The sequence below is a fragment of the Ochrobactrum sp. WV_118_8 genome, from assembly GCF_039631535.1.
Classification (GTDB): Bacteria; Pseudomonadota; Alphaproteobacteria; order Rhizobiales; family Rhizobiaceae; genus Brucella; species Brucella anthropi.
Genome location: NZ_JBDIUZ010000001.1, coordinates 1071263 through 1091391 on the forward strand (window position 1 = coordinate 1071263; position 20129 = coordinate 1091391).

The following is a 20129-nucleotide window of genomic DNA, read 5'->3' on the forward strand; positions in this document are numbered from 1 at the left end:
CGCTTTGCAAGCCGCCATGAGCGAAAATATTAGAGCATGATTCCGAAAAGTGGGAACCGGTTTTCGGATAAAATCATGCTCAAACAAAAACTTGGAGCGAAACGACGATACACTTACAAACATCCCGCTCTAGGAGAATATGTCTCGTGATGTGACGAGATAATTACGCTGTTCGAATTTCCTGCAATTCGAGTTCCTCGATCATGACCTCCCGCATGACGAATTTCTGGATCTTGCCGGTTACGGTCATCGGAAACTGATCCACGAATCGGATATGGGCTGGAACCTTGTAATGCGCGATGCGCTGTCGGCAATATTCGGCCAGTTCCTCTTCGGAAAGCTGGCCATCCTTGTGCAGCTTGACCCAGGCGCAGATGATTTCGCCGAACTTTCGATCGGGAATGCCGAATATCTGGACGTCGCTGATCGCGGGATGGCTGAAGAGGAACTCTTCAATCTCGCGGGGATAGATGTTCTCGCCGCCGCGAATGATGAGATCCTTGATGCGCCCGACGATGTTGCAATAGCCTTCCTCGTCTATCGTCGCGAGGTCTCCCGTGTGCATCCAGCCCGCATCATCTATGGCGCCGGCTGAACTTTCCGCATCGTTCCAGTAGCCGCGCATGACGCTGTAGCCCCGCGTCAGCAATTCGCCCTTTTCGCCACGCGGCACCACCTTGCCATCCGCATCGACGATCTTCACCTCCAGATGCGGATGGATGCGCCCGACGGTGGAAACGCGCCGTTCCAGTGGATCGGTCGTCGAACTCTGAAAGCTGACCGGGCTGGTTTCCGTCATGCCATAGGCGATGGTGATTTCGCTCTGGTGCATCTCGCTCACCACACGCCGCATCACTTCGATGGGGCAGGGCGATCCGGCCATGATGCCGGTGCGCAGGCTGGTGAGGTTGAAACGGCTGAAATCCGGGTGATCCAGCATCGCAATGAACATTGTCGGCACGCCATGAAGGCCGGTGCATTGCTCCTCTTCAACGGTCTGGAGCGTCAGGAGCGGATCGAAACTCTCGTTCGGGATCACCATGCAGGAACCATGGGTCACGCAGGCAAGATTGCCGAGCACCATGCCGAAGCAATGATAGAACGGCACCGGGATGCAGAGCCGGTCCTGTTCGGAAAGCTGCATCGCCTCGCCGACGAAAAACCCGTTATTGAGGATATTGTGATGCGAGAGCGTTGCGCCCTTCGGGCTGCCGGTCGTGCCGCTGGTGAACTGGATATTGATGGGATCGTCAAATTGCAGTTCTTCGGCAAGCTGCGCCAGTTCTTGCCCGGTGACTTCATCGCCGGATTGGGCGACATCGTCGAAATTCAGCATGCCCGGCGTCTGTTCCGCGCCGATCCGGATGACGCACCTTAGATTGGGAAGTCGCTCAGACATCACGTGGCCGGGGCGGGCTTCATCCAGTTCAGGCACGATGCTGCGCAGGATATCGATATAGTTGCTGGTTTTCAGTGACGGCGCGAGGATGAGTGCTGCGCATTCGACTTTCCCCAGCACATATTCCAGCTCATGCGCCCGATAGGCCGGGTTGATGTTGACGAGGATCAGACCCGCCTTTGCGCTCGCAAACTGGGTGAGAATCCATTCGAGATTGTTCGGCGACCATATGCCGAGACGTTCGCCGGGGCGAAGCCCGATGGCGAGGAAGCCTTCGGCAAGCCGATCGATCAGTTGTTTGAGTTCGGAATAGGTCAGCCGGATATTCTGGTGCCGGACGATCACGGCAGGACGGTCGGGATATTTTTCCGCGATCTGGTCGAGATGCCGACCGATCGTATTGCCGATGAGAAGCTTGTCGCTCGCACCGTGTACATAACTGGCCTGCTGCATTTCCGATCCTCCCAAACCGAAGATGACGCCCGAAGGCGATGCATCAAGTGTTGGGAGGATGCCATTCGCGAGGCTTCGTGAAAACCGCAGTTTTTATGTTCAGCTTCAGCGCTTGGTGCAACGCACCAGAGTAGCGGCGCCAGCATTGGTATATTTGCTCTGCATCGTATAGAGCCAGCCCTTGCATTCAGACATGCTGCTGAAGCACCGGACACGGTCGATCGAAACCAGTCCGTCGCCGCCTGTGATGAAGGGCGAGTCGTCCACGCCGCTGAACTGGCCGACGATGATGCCGCTGCCTTTTCTCGGCACGCTGCAACGCTGGCCCGCATATTCGCTGACATCCTTGCGCACCTGCGCTTCAGCCGACATCGGCAACGCGACAAGGCCGGAAACCGCAAGCGATGCGGAAGTGAGGCAAACGGCAATGACCTGACGCAACATCGGTTTTTCCCTAAAAAGAATAGCTATTGAACAATACTATAAGATCATAAGCGAAGTAGCGCGTTTTTTCAGAGCATGTCTCCCGTAAGTGGGAACCGGTTTCGGGATCAAGACATGCAAAAAATGAAGGAAGCATCGCATCCTAAAAAAGCCGGACGCGATGCTTGTTTTCGCGGATCAGAGCGTGTCGCCCGCCTTGCCTGTCACCTTGAGCGCGAAGGCATAGGTATAGGCGACTTCCTCCAGTCGCGAGAAGCGACCCGACGCCCCGGCATGGCCCGCATCCATATTGATACGGAACAGGACGGGATGGTCGTCGGTCTTGAGCTCACGCAGTCTGGCGACCCACTTTGCAGGCTCCCAATACGTGACGCGCGGATCGGTAAGGCCTGCCACGGCCAGAATGGCGGGATAGGCCTGACGGCTGACATTGTCGTAGGGCGAATAGCCGGCAATGATCCGGTAATCCGTTTCCGATGTGATCGGATTGCCCCATTCGGGCCATTCCGGCGGGGTCAACGGAAGAGTGTCGTCCAGCATCGTGTTCAGCACGTCAACGAATGGCACTTCGGCAATGATGCCGCCGAATGCGTCGGGGGCCATATTGGCAATCGCGCCCATCAGCATGCCGCCTGCCGAACCGCCATGCGCAACGATGCGGTCATGACTGGTGAAGCCTTCGGCAACGAGGTGCCTTGCGGCAGCGATGAAATCGGTGAACGTGTTCACCTTCTTGTCGCGCTTGCCGTTTTCATACCAGGCAAAACCCTTGTCCTTGCCGCCGCGGATATGCGCGATGGCGTAGACGAAGCCGCGATCCACGAGCGAGAGCCGCGACGTGCTGAAGCTTGCCGGAATGGTGATGCCATAGGAGCCGTAGCCATAAAGCAGGCAGGGCGCGGAGCCGTCGAGCTTTGTATCCTTGTGATAGAGCAGGGACACCGGCACCAGTTCACCATCCGAAGCCTTGGCGAACACCCGGCGCGTGACATAGTCATGCGCATTGTGACCGGAAGGAACTTCCTGCGTCTTCAAAAGCTTCCGCTCGCGCGTCCGCATATTGTAGTCGAAGAGCTGTTCCGGCGTCGTCATGGACGAATAGGAGAAGCGGATCACATCCGTATCATATTCGGCGCTGCCGTGAAGGCCGAGCGAATAGGCCTCCTCGTCGAAGGCGATGGCATGTTCCTCGCCGGTTTCGCGATCACGGATCACGATGCGCGGCAGGCCGTTATCGCGTTCCATCCAGACAAGATGATGCTTGTAGGCGGAGTGTGACAGGATCAGCCGCCCCGGCTTTTCCGCCACGACCTCGACCCAGTTTTCCGGCTGCGGTGTGGCAGCAGGCGCCTGGCATATCTTGAAATCCTTGGCGCCATCCGCATTGGTCAGGATGTAGAACACATCGCCACCCGGTGCGATGTCATATTCCGTACCGGTCTTGCGCTCCATGACGAGCTGCGGCTTTGCCGCCGGATCGCTGGCTGGAAGGAGCCAGCATTCCGACGTTTCATGGTCATGAATGTCGATGAAGATATAGTCGTCCAGCGCCGAGCCGCCGACACCGAGGAAGAAGCCTGGATCTTTCTCTTCGTAGATCAGATGGTCCTCAGACTGGTCCGTGCCCACCTTGTGATAGAAAACCTTGGACGGTCGATGGTTCTCATCAAGGCGCGTATAGAAAAAGCCCTTGCTCTCCGCATCCCACGCACCGCCGCCATTCGTGTCGGTGACGATGTCTTCAAGGTCTTTCATGGACGACAGGTCGCGGACTTTCAGCTTGTAGAATTCCGAACCCTTGTCATCGTAACCCCAGATCAAAAGCTGGTGATCCGGCGCATGATCGGCTGATGCAAGGCGGAAATAGGCCTTGTCCTTGCCTTCGACGTCACCGTCGAGAAGGATGGTTTCCGCGCCGCCATCGCGTGGCGTGCGAATGAAATAGGGCTGCTCGCCGCCGGTGCGATAGGACACGCCATAGGCGAAAGGCCCATCCTTCGCGGGGACGGAGGAGTCGTCTTCCTTGATGCGTCCTCGCATTTCTGCGAACAGGCTTTTCTGTAGCGCTTCCGTGTCCTTCATCAGCGCTGCCTGATATGCATTCTCTGCTTCCAGATGCGTGCGAATTTCAGGGGACAGAACCGACGGGTCCTTGAATACTTCCTGCCAATTGTCCGCACGCAACCAAGCATAGTCGTCGGTGCGTGTGATCCCGTGGCGGGTGTCATTGACCGGATGTTTGGCTGCATGCGGTGGTTGAAGTTGGGGGGAGCTTTGAGACATCCACAATTCCGATGAAAACTGTTTCGATTTGCTGCAAGGCCGGTAAGCCGTGCCTTCTAGAGCATTTCCTGTTTTGATTGAATCATTGGAAATGCTCTATCTGTTTGTTTTTACGCATGTCTTTATCCCGAAACCGGTTCCCACATTCGGGAGACATGCTCTAGTGGATTGAATTTGACGTTTGAATCCCGGCTGACATAGATGCTGTTTCAAACGTCAAATTCGAAAAATCCACCAGATACATATACTTCCTAGTGGTCTTTTGGATACCAACATTTGCTCAGCGCTTGAACCGAGGGATGCAAATGTTGGAATCGGACCACTAGCGGGTGATAGTGATATTTATATAGTTGGCCGAAGTGGCGAAAGCGAGTTGATTTCGTTGAAATATATTTGAGCAATGCCTTTTTGAGGCCCGATTCTGTCGCCAAAAGCTACCTAGCGGAAACATGTTAGTCTTGGACTTCGTACAAGAAAACTTGAGGGAGAAAACTATTGCTAACGCAGTTCGAGCAAATTAAAGGAAGCACGGCTGTGAACTGCAGCTTCATCCATATCCTTCAATAAACGGCAGGGGCGGCAACGCGAACACATCGCGATTCAAAGTTTCCCCATCTTAGTAAGGTTGAGTTCGAGTTTTTCTATTTGATGATTCAAGAAGAAAGACTTGTTGTTAATGTAATGTGGTTTGACAATTCTATTGCAAATGACATTATCAACTGGTATTCGCAGCCGGGAACGGATGGGGCAGGGTTTAGGAATACGTAACGACGATGGCAGGCGGGGATCCCCAGTCGTCGATTACGCAACAATAAGAAGTAAAAAGGAAATACAATGGAAAATCTGGACACGCACGACGAAAGCGCGGAACTGCTTCTGAGCCTTACTGCAGATGTTGTCGCCGCATATGTCGGCAATAATTCGATTCGCGCTGGTGAACTGCCGCTGTTGATCGCTGAAGTACACGCTGCTTTCAAGCGTCACGTCGAACGCGAAGAAGCGCCTGTCGTTGTCGAGAAGCCGAAGCCTGCCGTCAATCCGAAGAAGTCGGTTCACGACGACTACATCATCTGCCTCGAAGACGGCAAGAAGTTCAAGTCGCTGAAGCGTCACCTGATGACCCATTACAACATGACGCCGGAACAGTACCGCGAAAAGTGGGATCTCGACCCGAACTATCCGATGGTCGCTCCGAACTACGCTGCTGCTCGCTCGCGCCTGGCTAAGAAGATGGGCCTGGGCCGCAAGCCTAAGGACGCTTAATCGCTCCGACTGTCGAGCGGACCGCGCTTTGCAGTGTCTGTTCTGAGAGCTTTATAGAAATGGCCAGTATCGTTGAGCTTACGCTCCTAGATGCTGGCCATTTTGTTTTGGATTTGAGCACGTCCGGAAGCGCATGGTCTTTTCAACCAATCCGGTCGAATGCTTGTTTTAGTGCAATGTGCCTGTTCAGGTCATAATTCCAGTTGCCGCACATTCCTTTCAGGCGCTCCCTTTCCATGAGACGCGTCAGACGCCGTTTGGTCCGTTCCTTCTCTTCCAGCGGGGCCTTGAGAACTTCATCGAGATCGATGCCGGCGATGATCTGCAAGGCAATGTGTTGCATTGCGGTCAGTTGATTCTGTTTTTGCCGGGCAAAAAATAGTGTGCGGGCTTGCTTCAGATCCGCGTCCATGGCGATCATTCCTCATTTCTTGATGCGAATGAGCATGAGCCACGCGAAATGTCGTTGGATAATATTCCTAGATTCTTTCTGATTTTTCTGTAAGATGGCCATCAAACGCGATGGATTCAAACGCGTTAATGCCGTTTTGGCAAGGCTTTAGCCTATGTTAGAGCTGTCGAAACTAACCGCAGACAGCAATTCCTTCTACGAAACTTATCCACACTTGCAATTTTCTCCGTATAAGAAGATATTCCTATTTTGGCGAGGAAAGATGAATGTCTTTGGAACTATCGGATGTCATTCATACACGGGCGGAAGCTTTCGAAGCATTGAAGTTGCTTGCGGTGCGGCATGGGCGAAGCCTTAACCTTGGAAGGGTAGAGGGTGTCGCCGACCGGTCGCGGGAGCAGCAGAACATAGCGCTGTGCGATGCCCTTATTGATCTGCTGGTGACTATGTTCGGTGTTTCCGGCGCGGAATTGCGGTCACCACTGCGGTGCAGGCGAGAGGTGGCGCGTGTGCGGCAGATCGGCATGTATGTCGCGCACACGGCTTTCGGGCTGGCCATGCGTGAAGTGGCTGCCGGATTTGCGCGAGACCGGACAACCGTAATGCATGCCTGCCATCTGGTGGAGGACATGCGCGACGATACGGAGTTCGATGCGATCGTCTCGACATTCGAACGCATTGCGCAAAGTGCTTTCACGGCCTGGAGGTTGGCGGCATGACCACCCAATTGTTAGCGTCCGAAGCGAGAATTATGCGCTTTCTGAAAAATGGCGGCTGCGAGGTTCAGGATTCCATTCGCGCTTCGCATGTCTTGCTTGCAACGGATCAGGGGACCATCGCTGCTTCCCGCGCCGAATTGGAGGCCATGCAGAAAAAGGGATTGCTGTATTGGAATGAGGAACGGCTTGTTTCATCGCAGCCCACTATCAAGCGCGCAAAGGAAGGCGGCAAGCCGTTGCGCAACCCGGCAAGAACCTTGCAGACGATTGACTATGAGCAGGGCGAAAAGATTGAGATCAATCCAGAGGAATCGCCTCTTGCGATGCTCTACAGGCGCAAGAATGCGAATGGTTCTTCCTTTATCTCGGAGAGCGAGTTCCTTGCCGGTGAAAGGCTGCGGGCCGACTTCACACGCGGATCGCTGATGCCGTCCGTCACCATGCGCTGGGACACCAGTGTTGGCGGCGGGCGCAGCGGGCCGGGCGGCATGGCAGAGCTGACCGATATCGCGCTGGCCAGCCGCATCCGCGTCGAGCGGGCGCTGGAAGCAGTCGGGCCGGAACTGAACGGCGTTCTGGTTGATGTCTGCTGCTTCCTGAAAGGGCTTGAAACCGTGGAACGTGAGCGGCAATGGCCCGTTCGTTCTGCCAAGATGCTGCTCAAGGTCGGTCTGGCCGCGCTGCACCGGCACTACAATCCTCAACTCGAAAAGGAGCGGGGCAGAGGCGCTGTCCTGCATTGGGGAGCAGACGACTACCGGCCGCAAATGCGTCCGCAGAATATGTGAGGTGGCGCACTCATTGACACCTTTCCGGGGCGGGGCTATCGCCTCTTTCTCAAAGGGACTTTGTGTCCGTTGGGGAAGTGGGGAGAAATCACATGAATTCGGTACGGGATCGGCTGGAAAGCATCCTGTCGCGTCTGGAAGCGCGGACAGCAAGCGAACACGTTTTCAGCAAGGTCTATGCACAGCAAGCGCGCGCTGAGGCTGACGCCGCCGATGCGCGTCTTCGTGATGGGCGCGCCCTTGGGCCGCTCGACGGGCGCATTGTTTCGATCAAGGATCTCTTCGATGTTGCCGGAGAGCCGACGCTTGCCGGTTCGGTTATTCGCCGCGATGCTGCCCCGGCGACACAGGATGCCAAGATTGTCAGCCGTCTGCGCGATGCGGGTGCGGTCATTGTCGGCAAGACCCAGATGACGGAGTTCGCCTTCACGCCGGTCGGCCTCAATCCGCATTACGGCGAGCCGGGCAATGCGATTGATCCGACGCGCGTTCCGGGCGGATCGTCGTCGGGTGCGGCAGTTTCGGCAGCGGAAGGAACAAGCGAGATCGCTATCGGTTCGGATACTGGGGGATCGGTGCGCATTCCGGCAGCGCTGAACGGCATTGTCGGCTTCAAGCCGACCGCCCGGCGCATTCCGCTCGACGGTGCGTTTCCGCTGGCGCCGTCGCTCGATTCCGTTGGTCCGCTGACCAGGACAGTAGCCGACGCCATTATAAGCGATGCGATTATGGCAGGCGAAACGCCCGTGTTGCCGAACGCCTTGCCGCTGAAGGGTCTGCGCATTGCACTGCCGAAAGGCTATCTTCTGGCCGATATGGAGCCCGACGTCGCAAAGCACTTCGAAGCAACGGTTGCGCTTCTTGAAAAGGCAGGAGCGATCATCGCCGATCTGGAAGTCGACGATCTGATCCAGCGCCTGCGTGAGGCAACCCGCGTTGGCTCAATCGCCGGGATCGAGGCAAGTCATATCCACGCATCGACCTGGCTTAGCGATCCTGACGCCAATGTCGATATTCGTGTGAAGCACCCGCTGTCCGTCCGCGTCAAGGTTCCGATGGAAACCTATCGCGGGATCATGGAAACACGCGCAACGCTGGTTCGGCAAATGGACGAGCGCCTGAGCGGCTTCGATATGTTCGTAACGCCCGCTACGCCGATTGTTGCGCCGACGATTGCTTCGGTCAGCAATGACGAGGCTGAATATGACCGTGTGGAAGGGCTGCTGCTGCGTGATACGCAGGTCGGAAACCAGTTCGACCTGTGCAGCATCACCGTGCCCATGCCGGGCATGACACTGCCGACCGGCTTCATGCTCAGCGCGCGCGGCGGCACGGATAAAAGGCTGCTCGCCGCAGCCTTGTCGGTTGAGAAACTCTTAGAGCCTGAATCAAAAAGCGGCATGTGAGTGCGAAAATGGTGATTTTCGAGTACCGGAGCGCAATGTACTTTTTGGTACATGAGTACCGGAGCGCAGGTAAATTGCCATTTGCAGCCGCACAGGGCGACTTTTGGAACGGGTTCTTAGGCTGATTCTTTCGCAAGCTCTGCTTCACGACGGATGCGTGCCACCATGGCGCGCAGTCCGTTGGAGCGCTGCGGTGTCAGATGTTCATCGAGGCCGAGCTTTTTCAGAATGGCTTCCGGGTCCACCGCGAGAATTTCTGAAGCCTTGTGGCCAGAATAAAGTGCCAGCACGATGGCCACCAGACCACGCACGATATGCGCATCGGAATCGCCAAGAAACTCGATGACCGGATCGTTGCCGTCTTGTGGCAGCGTCTTCAGCCAGACTTGGCTGACGCAGCCCTGAACCTTGTGTGCAGCGTCGCGTGCATCGTCGGGATAGGGCGGCAGTTCCTTGCCGAGGTCGATGACATAGCGATAGCGGTCTTCCCAATCGTCGAGAAATTCGAAATCGGACATGATGCTATCGATGGTCGTGGTCATAATACTCGCCTGAAAGAAGTTTCTTGCCGCTTATATAGTCATGAAACGCTGCAAGGTCACGGAAAACTCGAGCGCACCCAGCTGCGTGTCTAAAAAAGCTTTAGCGTTGAATTGAACCAGTCGGGCGACGGTCCAGTGCGCGCAGGGCTTCGTCCCGCGAGGTCGGGATGGGAATGCCGATTGCGGCCTGCACAGGGGTGGCGGCTGCCGGTTCCACTTTTGCAGGCGGTTGCGGCTTGGTGCCGAAACGATCACTCAGATATTCGAGGGCCACGCGGCTTCCTTCCAGAAGGCCGCTCCCGGCGCCGGAAACAAGCGAGGTACCGTTCTGGCAGAAGGATGGGTTGTCGATGCACAGCTTGCCCAGTTCCACGGCGGTTTTGCCATTAGCGAGAAGCTGATCGATTGAATCCGGCTCCCGCTTCGTCTCGGCAATGGTTGGCTTCTCCTGCGGCTTGTTTTGCTCATCCGCAGGGAAAAAGCGCGGCATCACGATGAATGCCAACGACAACCAGAAAACGGATTTGATGAGAAAACGGATCATTGCCTTCTTGCGGTTGCGTGCCTTCGGTTTGCGTCAATGTCGGATGAATTGGAAAAAATTCCGTAACTGTTCGGTTTATTGGAGCGCATCGCGAAAAGTGTGAAACGGTTTTCGGACAAGATGTGCGTCATGGTAAAGCTTTTGAACGTCAAAATTGTGCCGCGGCTGTGGTTTCGCCGCCTGATCGCTACTCTCTGTTTACCATAGGCAGAAAAGCAGACCCGGCGCGTCACTTATCCGCTTTGGGCGGTTTCGTTTTATCGTTTCTTTAAAGCCTCGGCTGCAATCTGTTGCTGGCTGGGAGAGCGTCGTCACGGCGAACGGTTTTCCGGTTTTGACAATGCAAGAGTATTGAGTGAGTACGGCACGTTGAACGCCATTCTTTTGAAAACAGCAGAGACCGTCCGCATGAATGTGCAGGCGATCAGCCGTTTTTACGAACGTTTCTGCCGCCATTGGGTATCCAGTCCCGATGCGGCCTCCATACGTGTTATCGGTTCGGTCATCACCGCGCCGGTCCTGCTTTGTGCGGCCGTGCTCGCTTCGGGTGTGACACCGGGCTTTACGGAATTTGCGATTCTTGCAGCAAGCTTTGCAGGCGTCGCCATGATCCTTTGCGCGCTGTCGCTGATGGGCGTCGCCGCACCTGTTCTGGCTGGCCTGAACTTCGCTGCCTATGGCGTGGGTCTTGCTGCCATTGGCGCTTTTTCTCATGGCAACGCGGTTTTGTGGTTAATGGCGGCTGGTCTGCCGCTTGAAGTCTGGTTTGCGACCCGCAAGCCTGCCGCCGCAGCAGCAGGCGCCGCATTCGCGGCCATGGTTCTCGGCTATTTTGCGACGGCAAGCGGTGGCGCCATTTCCGGCGGCAGCTATGTGTCCGTCGCTGTTCTGGTACTTTATGCGGCAAGCCTTGTTGCACGTGGTTATGCGAGCGCCGCCAAGCCCGCGCAGATCAAGGTCACCGCGCCGCAAGCCGCGGTTGCTGCGGGTGACCTGCAGTTCAGCCTCGATTCGGATGGCGTGGTTGCCTCGGTCGATATGAATTCGGCAAAGCTTCTGGGCGTACAGTCCAAAATGCTGGAAGGCACGGCGCTCATCGACCGTGTTCATGTCGCCGACCGTGTAGAATATCTTTCGCTTCTGGCCGATCTTCGCGCCGGTTCCGCTTCCAGCAAGATCGATGTGCGCCTGCGCTCCATCGAAAATGGCGATACGGTCTTCCGCACTTATCGTCTCGAAGGTGCCGCAAGCGCTCGCGCTATCACGCTGGTTGGCCGCTCGCTCGAAGGCGAGCAGAAGCTTCTGGACGAGATTGCAACACTGAAAGCGGAGCTTGAATCGGAGCGCATCGGCAAGGGCCGTCTGCTTGCAGCCGTCAGCCATGAGCTGCGCACGCCGCTCAATTCGATCATCGGCTTTTCCGATATGCTGTCGCATGAAATGGGCGGCAAGCTGGCCAATGAGAAGCAGCGCGAATATGCAGGCCTCATTCACCAGTCCGGCCATTACCTGCTGGAACTCGTGAATGCTGTTCTCGACAATTCGCGTCTGGAAACCGGCAATTACAGCATCGACCCGCAGAATTTCGCTTTCCGTGACGCGGCTGAAATGTGCACCTCTGTCATGCTGCCGCAGGCTGAAAAGAAAGGCGTTGCCTTCTGCCACCGCGTCGGCGCAGGCATTGGTGAACTGGTGGCGGATCGCCGCGCCATTCAGCAGATTCTGCTCAATCTGGCCAGTAATGCGGTGAAGTTCACACAAAGCGGCGGTTGCGTCACCATCGATGCAACCCGCGTGATGGCGAGCGGGCGTGCGATGCTGGAAATCAGTGTGTCGGATACGGGCATCGGCATCGAGCCGGAAGATATGCAGCGCATCGGCACGCCATTCGTGCGCGCCGACAATAACTATACGCGCGCGCAGGAGGGAAGTGGCCTCGGACTTTCCGTGGTCAAGGGGCTGGTGGAACTGCATCAGGGAAGCATGCAACTCAAGAGTTGCCCCGGCGAAGGCACGATCGTCACGATTCGCCTTCCGGTGGCAGGCCCGCAGGTTGTCATGGGAGAAGACGAATATCAGGAACTTGGCCCAGAGCTTGGCATGGTGATCGACATGCACCGTCACCAGGGGGAAAGGCGTAATGACTGGCAGAACGACGAAGACAACAGCCAAATCCGGGAGCAGAAAGATGCGCAAACCCGCAAAACGGCGTAGTCTCGGCTCGCGGCTCCTCCACTTCTTCTTCACATCGGCTTCGGCACTTGCAATCGCTGCCGGAGATTTCATCGTGCGCAACCCCGTCCTGACTGGCGGGGCAACTGCGTTTCTGGTGGTGATGAGTTTCGTCTCGGCTAATGCGCTCTGGTATCAGCCGGAGGCGCACAAGGCCGTATTCTTCAGCACAAGACCGGACTTTGTGTTCAAGCCGACTCCACGTGCAGTCCTGCCGGGCACGGCGGCGGCAAGTGACAATGCCCCGAAGCCCACCGAGACCGCCTCTGCCGAACCTGCAAACAATGAGACTGCCCAGCCGCTGGAAGCCGCGAGCCTGTCGGCGGACCGGCTGAACATGAGCGCATCGGTTGATGACATGCTGCCGGCACTTGCGCCCAATGCCGATCTGGAAATCGCACGGCTGCAGCAACGTCTTTCGACGCTTGGAATTTACAAGGGACCGGTGGATGGTTTCACCGGGCCGCAGACCCGCGAAGCGGTGGAACGCTGGCGCGCTTTGCAGCAGAAGCTCGGCGTGCAGGAAGCAAACATTCCGGCGCAGTTGCAGGCCGATGCCCAAAACAGTGCCTCGGCTCAGGACGATGTTGCCAAAGTCATCGAGGTAGCGGTTCCGACGCCGCGCCCGCAGCCCGCCGTTTTGAAGACGGAAACGGTTTCAAAACCGAAACCCGCTCTCGCTTCCTATGAAAAGCCCGCGCCGAAAAAGCAGGTGGCGGCAACGCCCGCCGTGCAATCGGTGAAAGTGAGTTCGCAGGATATCATCCGCGTACAGGCCGGGTTGAAGGCATTCGGCAATGACACCGTGCCGGTGAACGGACAGCCGGGCAAGACGACACAGGAAGCGGTGCGCGAATTCCAGAAACTGTTCAGTATGCCGGTAACCGGCGAAATCGATGCGACGCTGATCACCAAGATGCGTGAGATCGGCCTGATAAGCTGATGGGTTTCCGATGCGCCTGACATCCGACTTCTGGGTTTCGGCTTTGATCCGCAAGGTTCAGGGCGAGGGCGGCTTTGCCTATCTTGCCCGTCGCGGATCGCCGGAGGCGGGCGCAATCTTCATCAAGGTAAGCTCACGCTTCGGCACCTGCGATCTATATTCGCCTGCGCCGCAAACTTCTTATGAAGAGGATAATGACGGCGAGCGCATGTTCCTGCGCATTCTGCACGATGCCGATGACATGGCGGCAAGTGACCGTATGGCGCGGGAAACCCGCTTCGATCCCGACCTGTGGCTGGTCGAACTGGAAGATATAGCCGATGCCTCGGCACTGTTCTCGATTTCGCAAGACGGAGAAGCTTTCTAAAACTTCTTTCCGATGAACTCTATTTCACCAATCGCTGAAGCGACGGGTGATCGGAATTGGCGGCGTCGGCGAGTGGCGTGTCGTCCTCGGCCATTTCACGCAATTTCCCACGCAGCATGGCCGACATGTCTTCCGCCTTCCAGCGCCGCACGAGCGCCATCGCTTTTTCGCGGTCGATGGAGCGATAAATATGCACAAACTCACGCAGGCTGTCGCGGTTGGTGTCGATAGGCCCCAGAATGGCAGTCATGACGAGATAGCATTCCGCAGGCGACAATCCGAGCGCCTTGAGTGCAATCGGCAGATGCGAATCCGGCCACTGTCCGATGATCGCGTCGGACCGTTCAAAGGACAGGTCGAGCGTATCGGCCAGCGCATTGCGGAAAAACTGGCTGTCGATCAGCAGTGCGGTATCGATGAGATGCTGCGAACCGGTGGTCGCACCAGCCTCGAAGAAAGGCTGTTGCAGCGCGCGCGCCAGTCGTTCGGAACTGTCTTCCTTCATCAGCGGCGCTCTGGCCGCAGAAAGGTCAGGTACATCCGGCCTTTCGAGCGGTTCGGCTTCGATATTGGCGAGATTTTCCTGAAGGGTCAGCGTGCGATCGATGACCGGATCGGCGAAACTGCGCAGCACGCCTTGCAAAAGAACGTCACCGGACTGGCGTCGCGCAATGGCGCGCGCATGGGCAAGACCGTTCTTGCCGATGATCTCGATGAGGTCGGAAGGGCGCAGAAGGGGAGAGCGCAACAGGATCGGTGCGGAGATTTCGACGGGGTCGTCGGCCAGCGTCAGAATGAGGCGGCGCGGTGCGTCTTCCAATTGTGCCAGCGCATTGGCTGCATGACGCTTGCCGCGGGTGGACGCGCATTGCAGTAGCGGCATGGCGAGATCTTCAAGCTGTTGCATGTCCTGCCGTCCGGGGCGCGTGATACCCGCGAACGCCGAAATTGCGGCCGCCAGAAGGTCGTCCGCCTTGCTGCTCCCCGCTTTTGAATTCGACGGGCTCCGGTGGCCTGAAATATCCTCCAGGGCGCGGAACTGTTCATTTGTCACGCAGAATACTCCGGTAGGCACACAACTCACCCGCCCCAAATTGCAGATCACGCATCCGGCGGCAGCCGGTTGATGCGCAAATGCACCCCGCATGGGTCGGTATTCCGGATAGTAGCGTTGAAGCCTTAGCAACTCATTAACCGTGCCATAAAGAAACAGCATTTGGGTCGGGTATCTAGAGCCCTTCAAACGGCGCGCATTCCGCCTCCGCAAAGAAGCGCCGCACTTCCGTGTTCCACGTCGCGTCAGGCACGAAAACGCGCAGCACGGCGGCACCTTCGCCGATATTCTGCTCAATCAGGATGGAACGTGCATCGGCTTGCGAACCATCCGAGCGCAGACTTGCCATGCCGATGGGATCGGCAAGGATCAGATCGAGCTTGCGTTCGTTGGAAACGCTGTCGTTGAGGCTATAGAGATTGTCTCCGTTGGGCGCATAGATCGAGAGCGACCAATAGGGCACATTTGCCCCGGTCGTGATGTGCACGGGACCATCGGCAAGATCGAAGCGACAGGTGGCTTCCTGTACCAGCGGGTCGCTGTCGCTGACCGGGCCGGTCTTTTCGTCCAGCCTGTGGAAACGGTATGGCTCGCTTCCGGTTTCGATCCGCGACCAGGCGTTCTTGTCGGAATAGAAAGGAACGAGGAAAAGGACTGCGATATGCACAATCGCGGCACCGACGATGCCGAGGAGAACGAGGTGGAGAATTCTAGCCACGGCACGCCCCCTTGTTTGCACCCGGAACACGGGTGAGACCTGGCATCACCAGATCGGAGAGGCCGGAGGATGATGCCGCAGGCGTATCATAGAGCGTCATGACAAGAACGAAATCGCCGCTTCCTTCCACTGGCAACCAGTTGCCGGAAGCTGCATCGGGGCCGATGGTGATTGTGACGCTACCGTCATCGTCATAAAGCACTTCGCGGGAATGCAGCGCTGCCTGCAGTCCTTCGCGCGGCGGGATCGGTTCGAGATCAGGTGAGGCGGGAAAGACGGTCCAGAATCGGGCCGGTGGCGTCAAGCCACTCAGGCGATAGGTGCAGCCGCGCCGGAGGGTGCGCCCGCTACTGTCGCTGCGCGCATAGAAGGGCAGGCCTTCAGCCGTTCCAAGCGCCAGATAGGCTTTGCGAGCAGCCCGAGCCTTGGAATAGGGGTCGGCATCGGGTGTGCCTGCCGCCGGATAGGCGCTCCAGACCCCGACACGAAGTTCTCCGAAACCTTCAAACCGGTCGAGAACCTTGTCGACGCTCCAGATGCCGCCGCCAAGCGCCAGCACAAGCACAATCGCCGAGTTGAATATCCTTTTGAACATCGCCCCTCAGAGTACCGATATTTTCGTGCGTTCGGCGATCTTAGGCAGAGGCGGAGCCGCAAGGAAGCGGTCATGCAGTTCTTTGATAACTTTTGTCGACATGGGCGAAAGGACGCGCGGCGGTGCTGCCATGGTTTCTTCCGGCTTGGCATTTGCCACTTGCGGCTCGCTCTTCTTGGGCGGCGCCGGGAAAGGCGGAGTAACGCCGGGTATTGGCTTCAACTCGATATTCTGGTGCGCATAGGCCATCATGCGCTGCCAGGCCATGGCTGGCAGGATGCCGCCGGTCAGGTCTTTCATCGGCGTGAAATTATCATTGCCGAACCAGACAGCCGCCGTGAAATTGCCGGTGAAGCCGACGAACCATGCATCGCGATAGTTCTGTGTCGTGCCGGTCTTGCCACCCACCCGCGTCATCGGCAATGCCGCCCGGCGTCCGGTGCCGCGTTCGGGCACCTGCACCAGCATGGAATTCATTTCGAGTGCGGCCTTTTCCGACAGCGCCCTGTGCGGCTTCGGTGCATCGCGACCAAAGTCCCACAAAACCTTGCCTTCCGACGAAACGATCTGCGTAAATGCATGACGGTTACCGGCCATGCCCGCATTCGGAAACACGTTGAAGCCGGTGGCCTGATCCATCACCGTCATTTCCGATGTGCCGAGCACCATGGTCTTGTGTGACGAGATCGGCGATTCCACGCCCATCGCCTTGGTGAGGGCTACGATGGGGGTTGTGGTCAGATAATCGCGCGCCAGCCGCACCGGTACGCTGTTCAATGAACGGACAAGTGCGGTCGTCAGGTCCACACGACCGGCAAAACTGCGGCCGTAATTACGAGGCGACCAGTTACCCCAGCTGATCGGACCATCCGAAACGATGGTGCTGGGCGTCAGGCCCTTTTCCATCGCTGCCGCGTAGACATAGGGCTTGAAGGACGAACCGGCCTGCCGCAATGCCTTGGTGGCGCGGTTGAACTGGCTTTCGCCGTAGTCCCGCCCGCCAACAAGCGCACGGACGGACCCGTCATTGGCAATGACCACGGTCGCAGCTTCTGCAGCATTATAATCCTTGCCGAACTGGCGCAGATGATACTCCAGTGATTCCTCTGCCGCCTTCTGCAGGTTGCGGTCGAGCGTCGTGCGCACGATCAATGTGTGCTGTGGAATTTTGGCGGCGACCTTTTTCACCTCCTCGAAAGCCCAGTCGAGGAAGTAATCCGGGCTCTCATTCTTGGCGCGGTCGATGACGCTTGCCGGATGACGGCGTGCAACGGCCACTTGTCCGTCGCTCAGGAAGCCGCTTTCAACCATGTTGGAAAGCACGACATTGGCACGCGCACGCGCTGCGGGCAGATTGACATGCGGCGCAAACTTGGCGGGCGCCTTGAAAAGGCCGGCCAGCATCGCGGCTTGTGCCAGCGAGACATCCTTCACGCTTTTGCCGAAATAGAATTCCGAAGCGGCAGCAATACCGAAGGTTCCTCCGCCCATATAGGCGCGGTCGAGGTAAAGCTGCAGGATTTCCTTCTTGCTGAGATTGCTTTCCAGCCAGAGCGCGAGGAAGGCTTCCTTGATCTTGCGTTCGATGGTGCGCTCGTTGGAGAGAAAAAGGTTCTTGGCAAGCTGCTGCGTGATGGTCGAGCCGCCTTGCACGACACCATTGGCGCGCATGTTCTGGCTGAGTGCGCGAGTCAGGCCCCAGAAATCAATGCCGTAGTGGTCGAAGAAGCGCCGGTCCTCGGTGCCGAGCACAGCCTTGATGACGTGATCCGGCAATTCGTCGATGGGCACGGCCTGACGATGCAGAATGCCGCGCTGGCCGATTTCATTGCCGTAGCGATCGAGGAAGGTAACGGCATAATCGTCCTGCGCGCGCCAGTCCTTCTTGGTTTCCTCGAAGGCAGGCAGGGCGAGGACGAGCATCAACACCGCACCGCCAACGCCGAGCGTAAACCCTTCATCGAGAACTTCGACCACGAAACGCCGGAAGCCGCGCACGCGAAAACGCCGTGAGAAAATGGTGATATTTTCCCACCACTCGCCGAGATTGTAGCGCAGGCTGTAGAGAGTGGAATCGATCCATGCGTCAAGCCCGATCAGGCGCGACGCCCTGAAGGGTTTGCGCTTCTCGCTTTCGGGGTCTTTATCTGCCGTTTTACGCATGAACACTGACTTCGGCATGGTTGGTTTCGGAGAAAGGCGAAATTACCGTTCCATCATAGCAGATAAATAAGCCACACCTCATGTGAAATGGTTAAGGCGCTCGCAGCTTTTTGGCGTCAGGAATAAAATCAATTATAGGAAAATAATCCTTGACTGCGTAACGCTGCTTTGCTAGGTTTCATATACAATCAAAGAGTTCTGACTAATCAGGTTTATCTCCCTTCGACGCATGCAAACATCACCCTGAAAAGCTGTGGAGGCTTTTCAGGGTGATGTCTTTTGAGGCCACTGGTCGAGGATAAAGTTTTTGCCGCAAAAATCGTAATGAGACATTGGCCAATTTGGGTCTTCTTCTCTTTGGACAACGAAAAGATGATCTCGCGCCGCGCCGCAAGTGCAACAAAACTCCCGATTAAACTCATGAGGCGGAGTTCAGTGGGGCAGTACACTTGCGGAGTAGTTTTCATAGACAGAAAAAATGCGATGCGGTTGGCATCTGGGTCTGCAACATGAAAGGAAACCATCATGATTGACCTTAAGGATGCAATATTTACCTCTGAGGTTACGTGGATCTGGTTCGCCAAGATGGCGGGTGCAATGGCAGGCTCTTTTATGTCGCTCGCCTATATGGCTCCGCGAGGAAAGCGAGAAGCTGCGATCCGTTTCGCGGTCGGCGTGATCTGTGGCATTGTTTTCGGTGGCGCAGCAGGCGTCAAGATTTCAGAAGTAGTGGTTCTTGGAGGATTGCTTGGCCGGGAGGAACTGATGTTGATAGGATCCGCGGTTACAAGCTTGGCGGCGTGGTCGGTTCTCGGGGTTTTTCAGCATTTGTCCGAACGACTGAAACATGCGCCTATACCCGGGCTACTTCCTGAAGAAAAAGAAACGATGACGAATCCTGACGATGGATGAAATCGTAAAATACTGTTCTCGGTGTTCAAGAAGAGTTTGGCAGCCACCTTTCGGGAATCAAGTGTCCCCCTAGCTGTTTTGCTATAGAGGAAGCAAAAAGCAGTCAGACCTAGACACTTGTCGATATGTCAGAAGACAGACCGATCTCGTCCATGGCATTCCTGTTTAGTGTTGTATGGGTCTGGGCAAGGAACGGACATGTAGGTTCAGTCGTCCTCCGCATGTCGACAATAATTCCCCAGAAAGAAAGGCTCATTGGTTGAGATAGAGGATGGCCTTGGTCGATCCTGGTTCAACTGGTTTCGTTTCGTTTCGTTTTTTAATCATTCTCTAGTGCTTCCGGAACCGCAACCGTCTTGATCGATCAGGATGCTTTAACGGATATTCTGCTACAACAGGCGACCGCAATTGTCGGAATTGTTACGGTAATCGGTCGTATAGAAGGCACTTCACGCATTTCATAATTTCACAAAGCGTGATAGTCAGGGGCTGAATTTTCCTTTGGGCCCGGAAGAGGAATGGTTGTTCATGCATCGTTCAGCTGTGGGGCGCTATATAAGGCGGCATGATGAAACAAAATTCTGCACTCAAAGTTTTCGCGCTTCTAGCGGTTAGTATTGGCTTGCTGCCGGTCGATGCCGGTGCCTTGCCGATGACTGCGCCGCAGAAATCCAATCTCATTGTCGCTGCCGCCGGAGATTGTGCGGCGGTCGGCGAACAGGTGGCTGCCCAGCAGGGCGGTCAGCTTGCCAAGGCCACCGCCACGACTCAGAACGGGCGTCCCATGTGCGTGGTCGTGGTGCTTGTGCCAGGCCGCGATGGCGAGCGTCCACGCCGCGTTGAAGTGGCTGTTCCCGCTCAATAACTACAGCTTTTGCCGCTGTTTTTCGTA

19 protein-coding genes are annotated in these 20129 nt (G+C 56.6%); 9 read left to right on the forward strand and 10 right to left on the reverse strand.

Going from position 1 to position 20129, the window contains the following annotated elements:
- Window positions 1-163 precede the first annotated feature (163 nt).
- The 3 genes from ABDF71_RS05125 to ABDF71_RS05135 form a co-directional block, all read right to left on the reverse strand.
- Entirely contained in the window at window positions 164-1852 is a 1689-nt protein-coding gene (locus ABDF71_RS05125; protein WP_500061235.1) for an AMP-binding protein, read from the reverse strand.
- A 105-nt stretch (window positions 1853-1957) separates the two neighbouring features.
- A complete protein-coding gene (locus tag ABDF71_RS05130) occupies window positions 1958-2296 on the reverse strand; it encodes a hypothetical protein (RefSeq protein ID WP_040129572.1) in 339 nt (112 codons plus the stop codon).
- A gap of 177 nt (window positions 2297-2473) precedes the next feature.
- Window positions 2474-4579 carry a S9 family peptidase gene (locus ABDF71_RS05135; RefSeq protein ID WP_151610290.1) on the reverse strand — a complete coding sequence of 702 codons (2106 nt, stop codon included), beginning with the start codon at window positions 4577-4579 and terminating at the stop codon, window positions 2474-2476.
- 834 nt (window positions 4580-5413) lie between these two features.
- On the opposite strand from ABDF71_RS05135, the gene ABDF71_RS05140 reads away from it, so the two are divergent.
- Window positions 5414-5842: a Ros/MucR family transcriptional regulator gene (locus ABDF71_RS05140; RefSeq protein WP_010661576.1), complete on the forward strand. Its 429-nt coding sequence runs from the start codon at window positions 5414-5416 to the stop codon at window positions 5840-5842.
- A gap of 142 nt (window positions 5843-5984) precedes the next feature.
- On the opposite strand, the gene ABDF71_RS05145 is transcribed toward ABDF71_RS05140, so the two are convergent.
- Window positions 5985-6254 (reverse strand): cytoplasmic protein, encoded by a 270-nt coding sequence (locus ABDF71_RS05145; RefSeq protein ID WP_500061654.1) that lies wholly within the window; start codon window positions 6252-6254, stop codon window positions 5985-5987.
- Between the two features lie 272 nt (window positions 6255-6526).
- Here ABDF71_RS05145 and ABDF71_RS05150 point away from each other — a divergent pair, with 272 nt between their 5' ends.
- The 3 genes from ABDF71_RS05150 (at window position 6527) to ABDF71_RS05160 (ending at window position 9167) form a co-directional block, all read left to right on the forward strand.
- On the forward strand, window positions 6527-6973 hold the full coding sequence (locus ABDF71_RS05150) for a helix-turn-helix domain-containing protein (protein ID WP_029925331.1): 447 nt from the start codon (window positions 6527-6529) through the stop codon (window positions 6971-6973).
- Window positions 6970-7761 (forward strand): DUF6456 domain-containing protein, encoded by a 792-nt coding sequence (locus tag ABDF71_RS05155; protein ID WP_012092458.1) that lies wholly within the window; start codon window positions 6970-6972, stop codon window positions 7759-7761. The genes ABDF71_RS05150 and ABDF71_RS05155 overlap by 4 nt, the downstream gene beginning before the upstream one ends.
- 92 nt (window positions 7762-7853) lie before the next feature.
- Window positions 7854-9167 carry an amidase gene (locus ABDF71_RS05160; protein ID WP_500061238.1) on the forward strand — a complete coding sequence of 438 codons (1314 nt, stop codon included), beginning with the start codon at window positions 7854-7856 and terminating at the stop codon, window positions 9165-9167.
- 116 nt (window positions 9168-9283) lie between these two features.
- Here the strand turns inward: ABDF71_RS05160 and ABDF71_RS05165 are convergent, their stop codons facing one another.
- Window positions 9284-9709, reverse strand: coding sequence for a SufE family protein (locus tag ABDF71_RS05165; protein WP_012092456.1), 426 nt, complete (start codon window positions 9707-9709; stop codon window positions 9284-9286).
- Window positions 9710-9809: 100 nt separating this feature from the next.
- Complete coding sequence (locus ABDF71_RS05170) at window positions 9810-10253, reverse strand: hypothetical protein (protein ID WP_278514121.1); 444 nt, start codon at window positions 10251-10253, stop codon at window positions 9810-9812.
- 369 nt (window positions 10254-10622) lie between these two features.
- On the opposite strand from ABDF71_RS05170, the gene ABDF71_RS05175 reads away from it, so the two are divergent.
- The 3 genes from ABDF71_RS05175 to ABDF71_RS05185 are packed head-to-tail and all read left to right on the forward strand — an operon-like array spanning window position 10623 to window position 13795.
- On the forward strand, window positions 10623-12467 hold the full coding sequence (locus ABDF71_RS05175) for a sensor histidine kinase (protein ID WP_500061655.1): 1845 nt from the start codon (window positions 10623-10625) through the stop codon (window positions 12465-12467).
- The gene (locus ABDF71_RS05180; RefSeq protein ID WP_151607663.1) at window positions 12442-13428 is read left to right on the forward strand and encodes a peptidoglycan-binding domain-containing protein; all 987 of its coding nucleotides are present in this window, start codon (window positions 12442-12444) and stop codon (window positions 13426-13428) included. The genes ABDF71_RS05175 and ABDF71_RS05180 overlap by 26 nt, the downstream gene beginning before the upstream one ends.
- 10 nt (window positions 13429-13438) lie before the next feature.
- A complete protein-coding gene (locus ABDF71_RS05185; RefSeq protein WP_006472705.1) occupies window positions 13439-13795 on the forward strand; it encodes a DUF1491 family protein in 357 nt (118 codons plus the stop codon).
- Between the two features lie 19 nt (window positions 13796-13814).
- Here ABDF71_RS05185 and ABDF71_RS05190 read toward each other — a convergent pair whose 3' ends face one another.
- The 4 genes from ABDF71_RS05190 to ABDF71_RS05205 all read right to left on the reverse strand — a co-directional run bounded on the left by ABDF71_RS05190 (window position 13815) and on the right by ABDF71_RS05205 (window position 18343).
- On the reverse strand, window positions 13815-14849 hold the full coding sequence (locus ABDF71_RS05190) for a DUF2336 domain-containing protein (protein ID WP_012092452.1): 1035 nt from the start codon (window positions 14847-14849) through the stop codon (window positions 13815-13817).
- Between the two features lie 175 nt (window positions 14850-15024).
- A complete protein-coding gene (locus ABDF71_RS05195; protein ID WP_012092451.1) occupies window positions 15025-15567 on the reverse strand; it encodes a DUF1254 domain-containing protein in 543 nt (180 codons plus the stop codon).
- On the reverse strand, window positions 15560-16162 hold the full coding sequence (locus ABDF71_RS05200) for a DUF1214 domain-containing protein (RefSeq protein ID WP_151612943.1): 603 nt from the start codon (window positions 16160-16162) through the stop codon (window positions 15560-15562). Before ABDF71_RS05200 ends, ABDF71_RS05195 begins: the two co-directional genes overlap by 8 nt.
- A gap of 6 nt (window positions 16163-16168) precedes the next feature.
- A complete protein-coding gene (locus ABDF71_RS05205) occupies window positions 16169-18343 on the reverse strand; it encodes a penicillin-binding protein 1A (RefSeq protein WP_040129560.1) in 2175 nt (724 codons plus the stop codon).
- Window positions 18344-18850: 507 nt separating this feature from the next.
- Here ABDF71_RS05205 and ABDF71_RS05210 point away from each other — a divergent pair.
- Window positions 18851-19237 (forward strand): DUF6107 family protein, encoded by a 387-nt coding sequence (locus ABDF71_RS05210; protein ID WP_278514110.1) that lies wholly within the window; start codon window positions 18851-18853, stop codon window positions 19235-19237.
- Window positions 19238-19805: 568 nt separating this feature from the next.
- Window positions 19806-20102, forward strand: coding sequence for a hypothetical protein (locus ABDF71_RS05215; RefSeq protein ID WP_010661592.1), 297 nt, complete (start codon window positions 19806-19808; stop codon window positions 20100-20102).
- Window positions 20103-20129 lie beyond the last annotated feature (27 nt).

Bases quoted from the DNA above. Each gene is read 5' to 3' on its own strand.
- ABDF71_RS05125 (WP_500061235.1), bottom strand. From the start codon at position 1,852: ATGCAGCAGGCCAGTTATGTACACGGTGCGAGCGACAAGCTTCTCATC.
- ABDF71_RS05130 (WP_040129572.1), bottom strand. From the start codon at position 2,296: ATGTTGCGTCAGGTCATTGCCGTTTGCCTCACTTCCGCATCGCTTGCG.
- ABDF71_RS05135 (WP_151610290.1), bottom strand. From the start codon at position 4,579: ATGTCTCAAAGCTCCCCCCAACTTCAACCACCGCATGCAGCCAAACAT.
- ABDF71_RS05140 (WP_010661576.1), top strand. From the start codon at position 5,414: ATGGAAAATCTGGACACGCACGACGAAAGCGCGGAACTGCTTCTGAGC.
- ABDF71_RS05145 (WP_500061654.1), bottom strand. From the start codon at position 6,254: ATGGACGCGGATCTGAAGCAAGCCCGCACACTATTTTTTGCCCGGCAA.
- ABDF71_RS05155 (WP_012092458.1), top strand. From the start codon at position 6,970: ATGACCACCCAATTGTTAGCGTCCGAAGCGAGAATTATGCGCTTTCTG.
- ABDF71_RS05160 (WP_500061238.1), top strand. From the start codon at position 7,854: ATGAATTCGGTACGGGATCGGCTGGAAAGCATCCTGTCGCGTCTGGAA.
- ABDF71_RS05165 (WP_012092456.1), bottom strand. From the start codon at position 9,709: ATGACCACGACCATCGATAGCATCATGTCCGATTTCGAATTTCTCGAC.
- ABDF71_RS05170 (WP_278514121.1), bottom strand. From the start codon at position 10,253: ATGATCCGTTTTCTCATCAAATCCGTTTTCTGGTTGTCGTTGGCATTC.
- ABDF71_RS05180 (WP_151607663.1), top strand. From the start codon at position 12,442: ATGCGCAAACCCGCAAAACGGCGTAGTCTCGGCTCGCGGCTCCTCCAC.
- ABDF71_RS05185 (WP_006472705.1), top strand. From the start codon at position 13,439: ATGCGCCTGACATCCGACTTCTGGGTTTCGGCTTTGATCCGCAAGGTT.
- ABDF71_RS05200 (WP_151612943.1), bottom strand. From the start codon at position 16,162: ATGTTCAAAAGGATATTCAACTCGGCGATTGTGCTTGTGCTGGCGCTT.
- ABDF71_RS05205 (WP_040129560.1), bottom strand. From the start codon at position 18,343: ATGCCGAAGTCAGTGTTCATGCGTAAAACGGCAGATAAAGACCCCGAA.
- ABDF71_RS05210 (WP_278514110.1), top strand. From the start codon at position 18,851: ATGATTGACCTTAAGGATGCAATATTTACCTCTGAGGTTACGTGGATC.
- ABDF71_RS05215 (WP_010661592.1), top strand. From the start codon at position 19,806: ATGAAACAAAATTCTGCACTCAAAGTTTTCGCGCTTCTAGCGGTTAGT.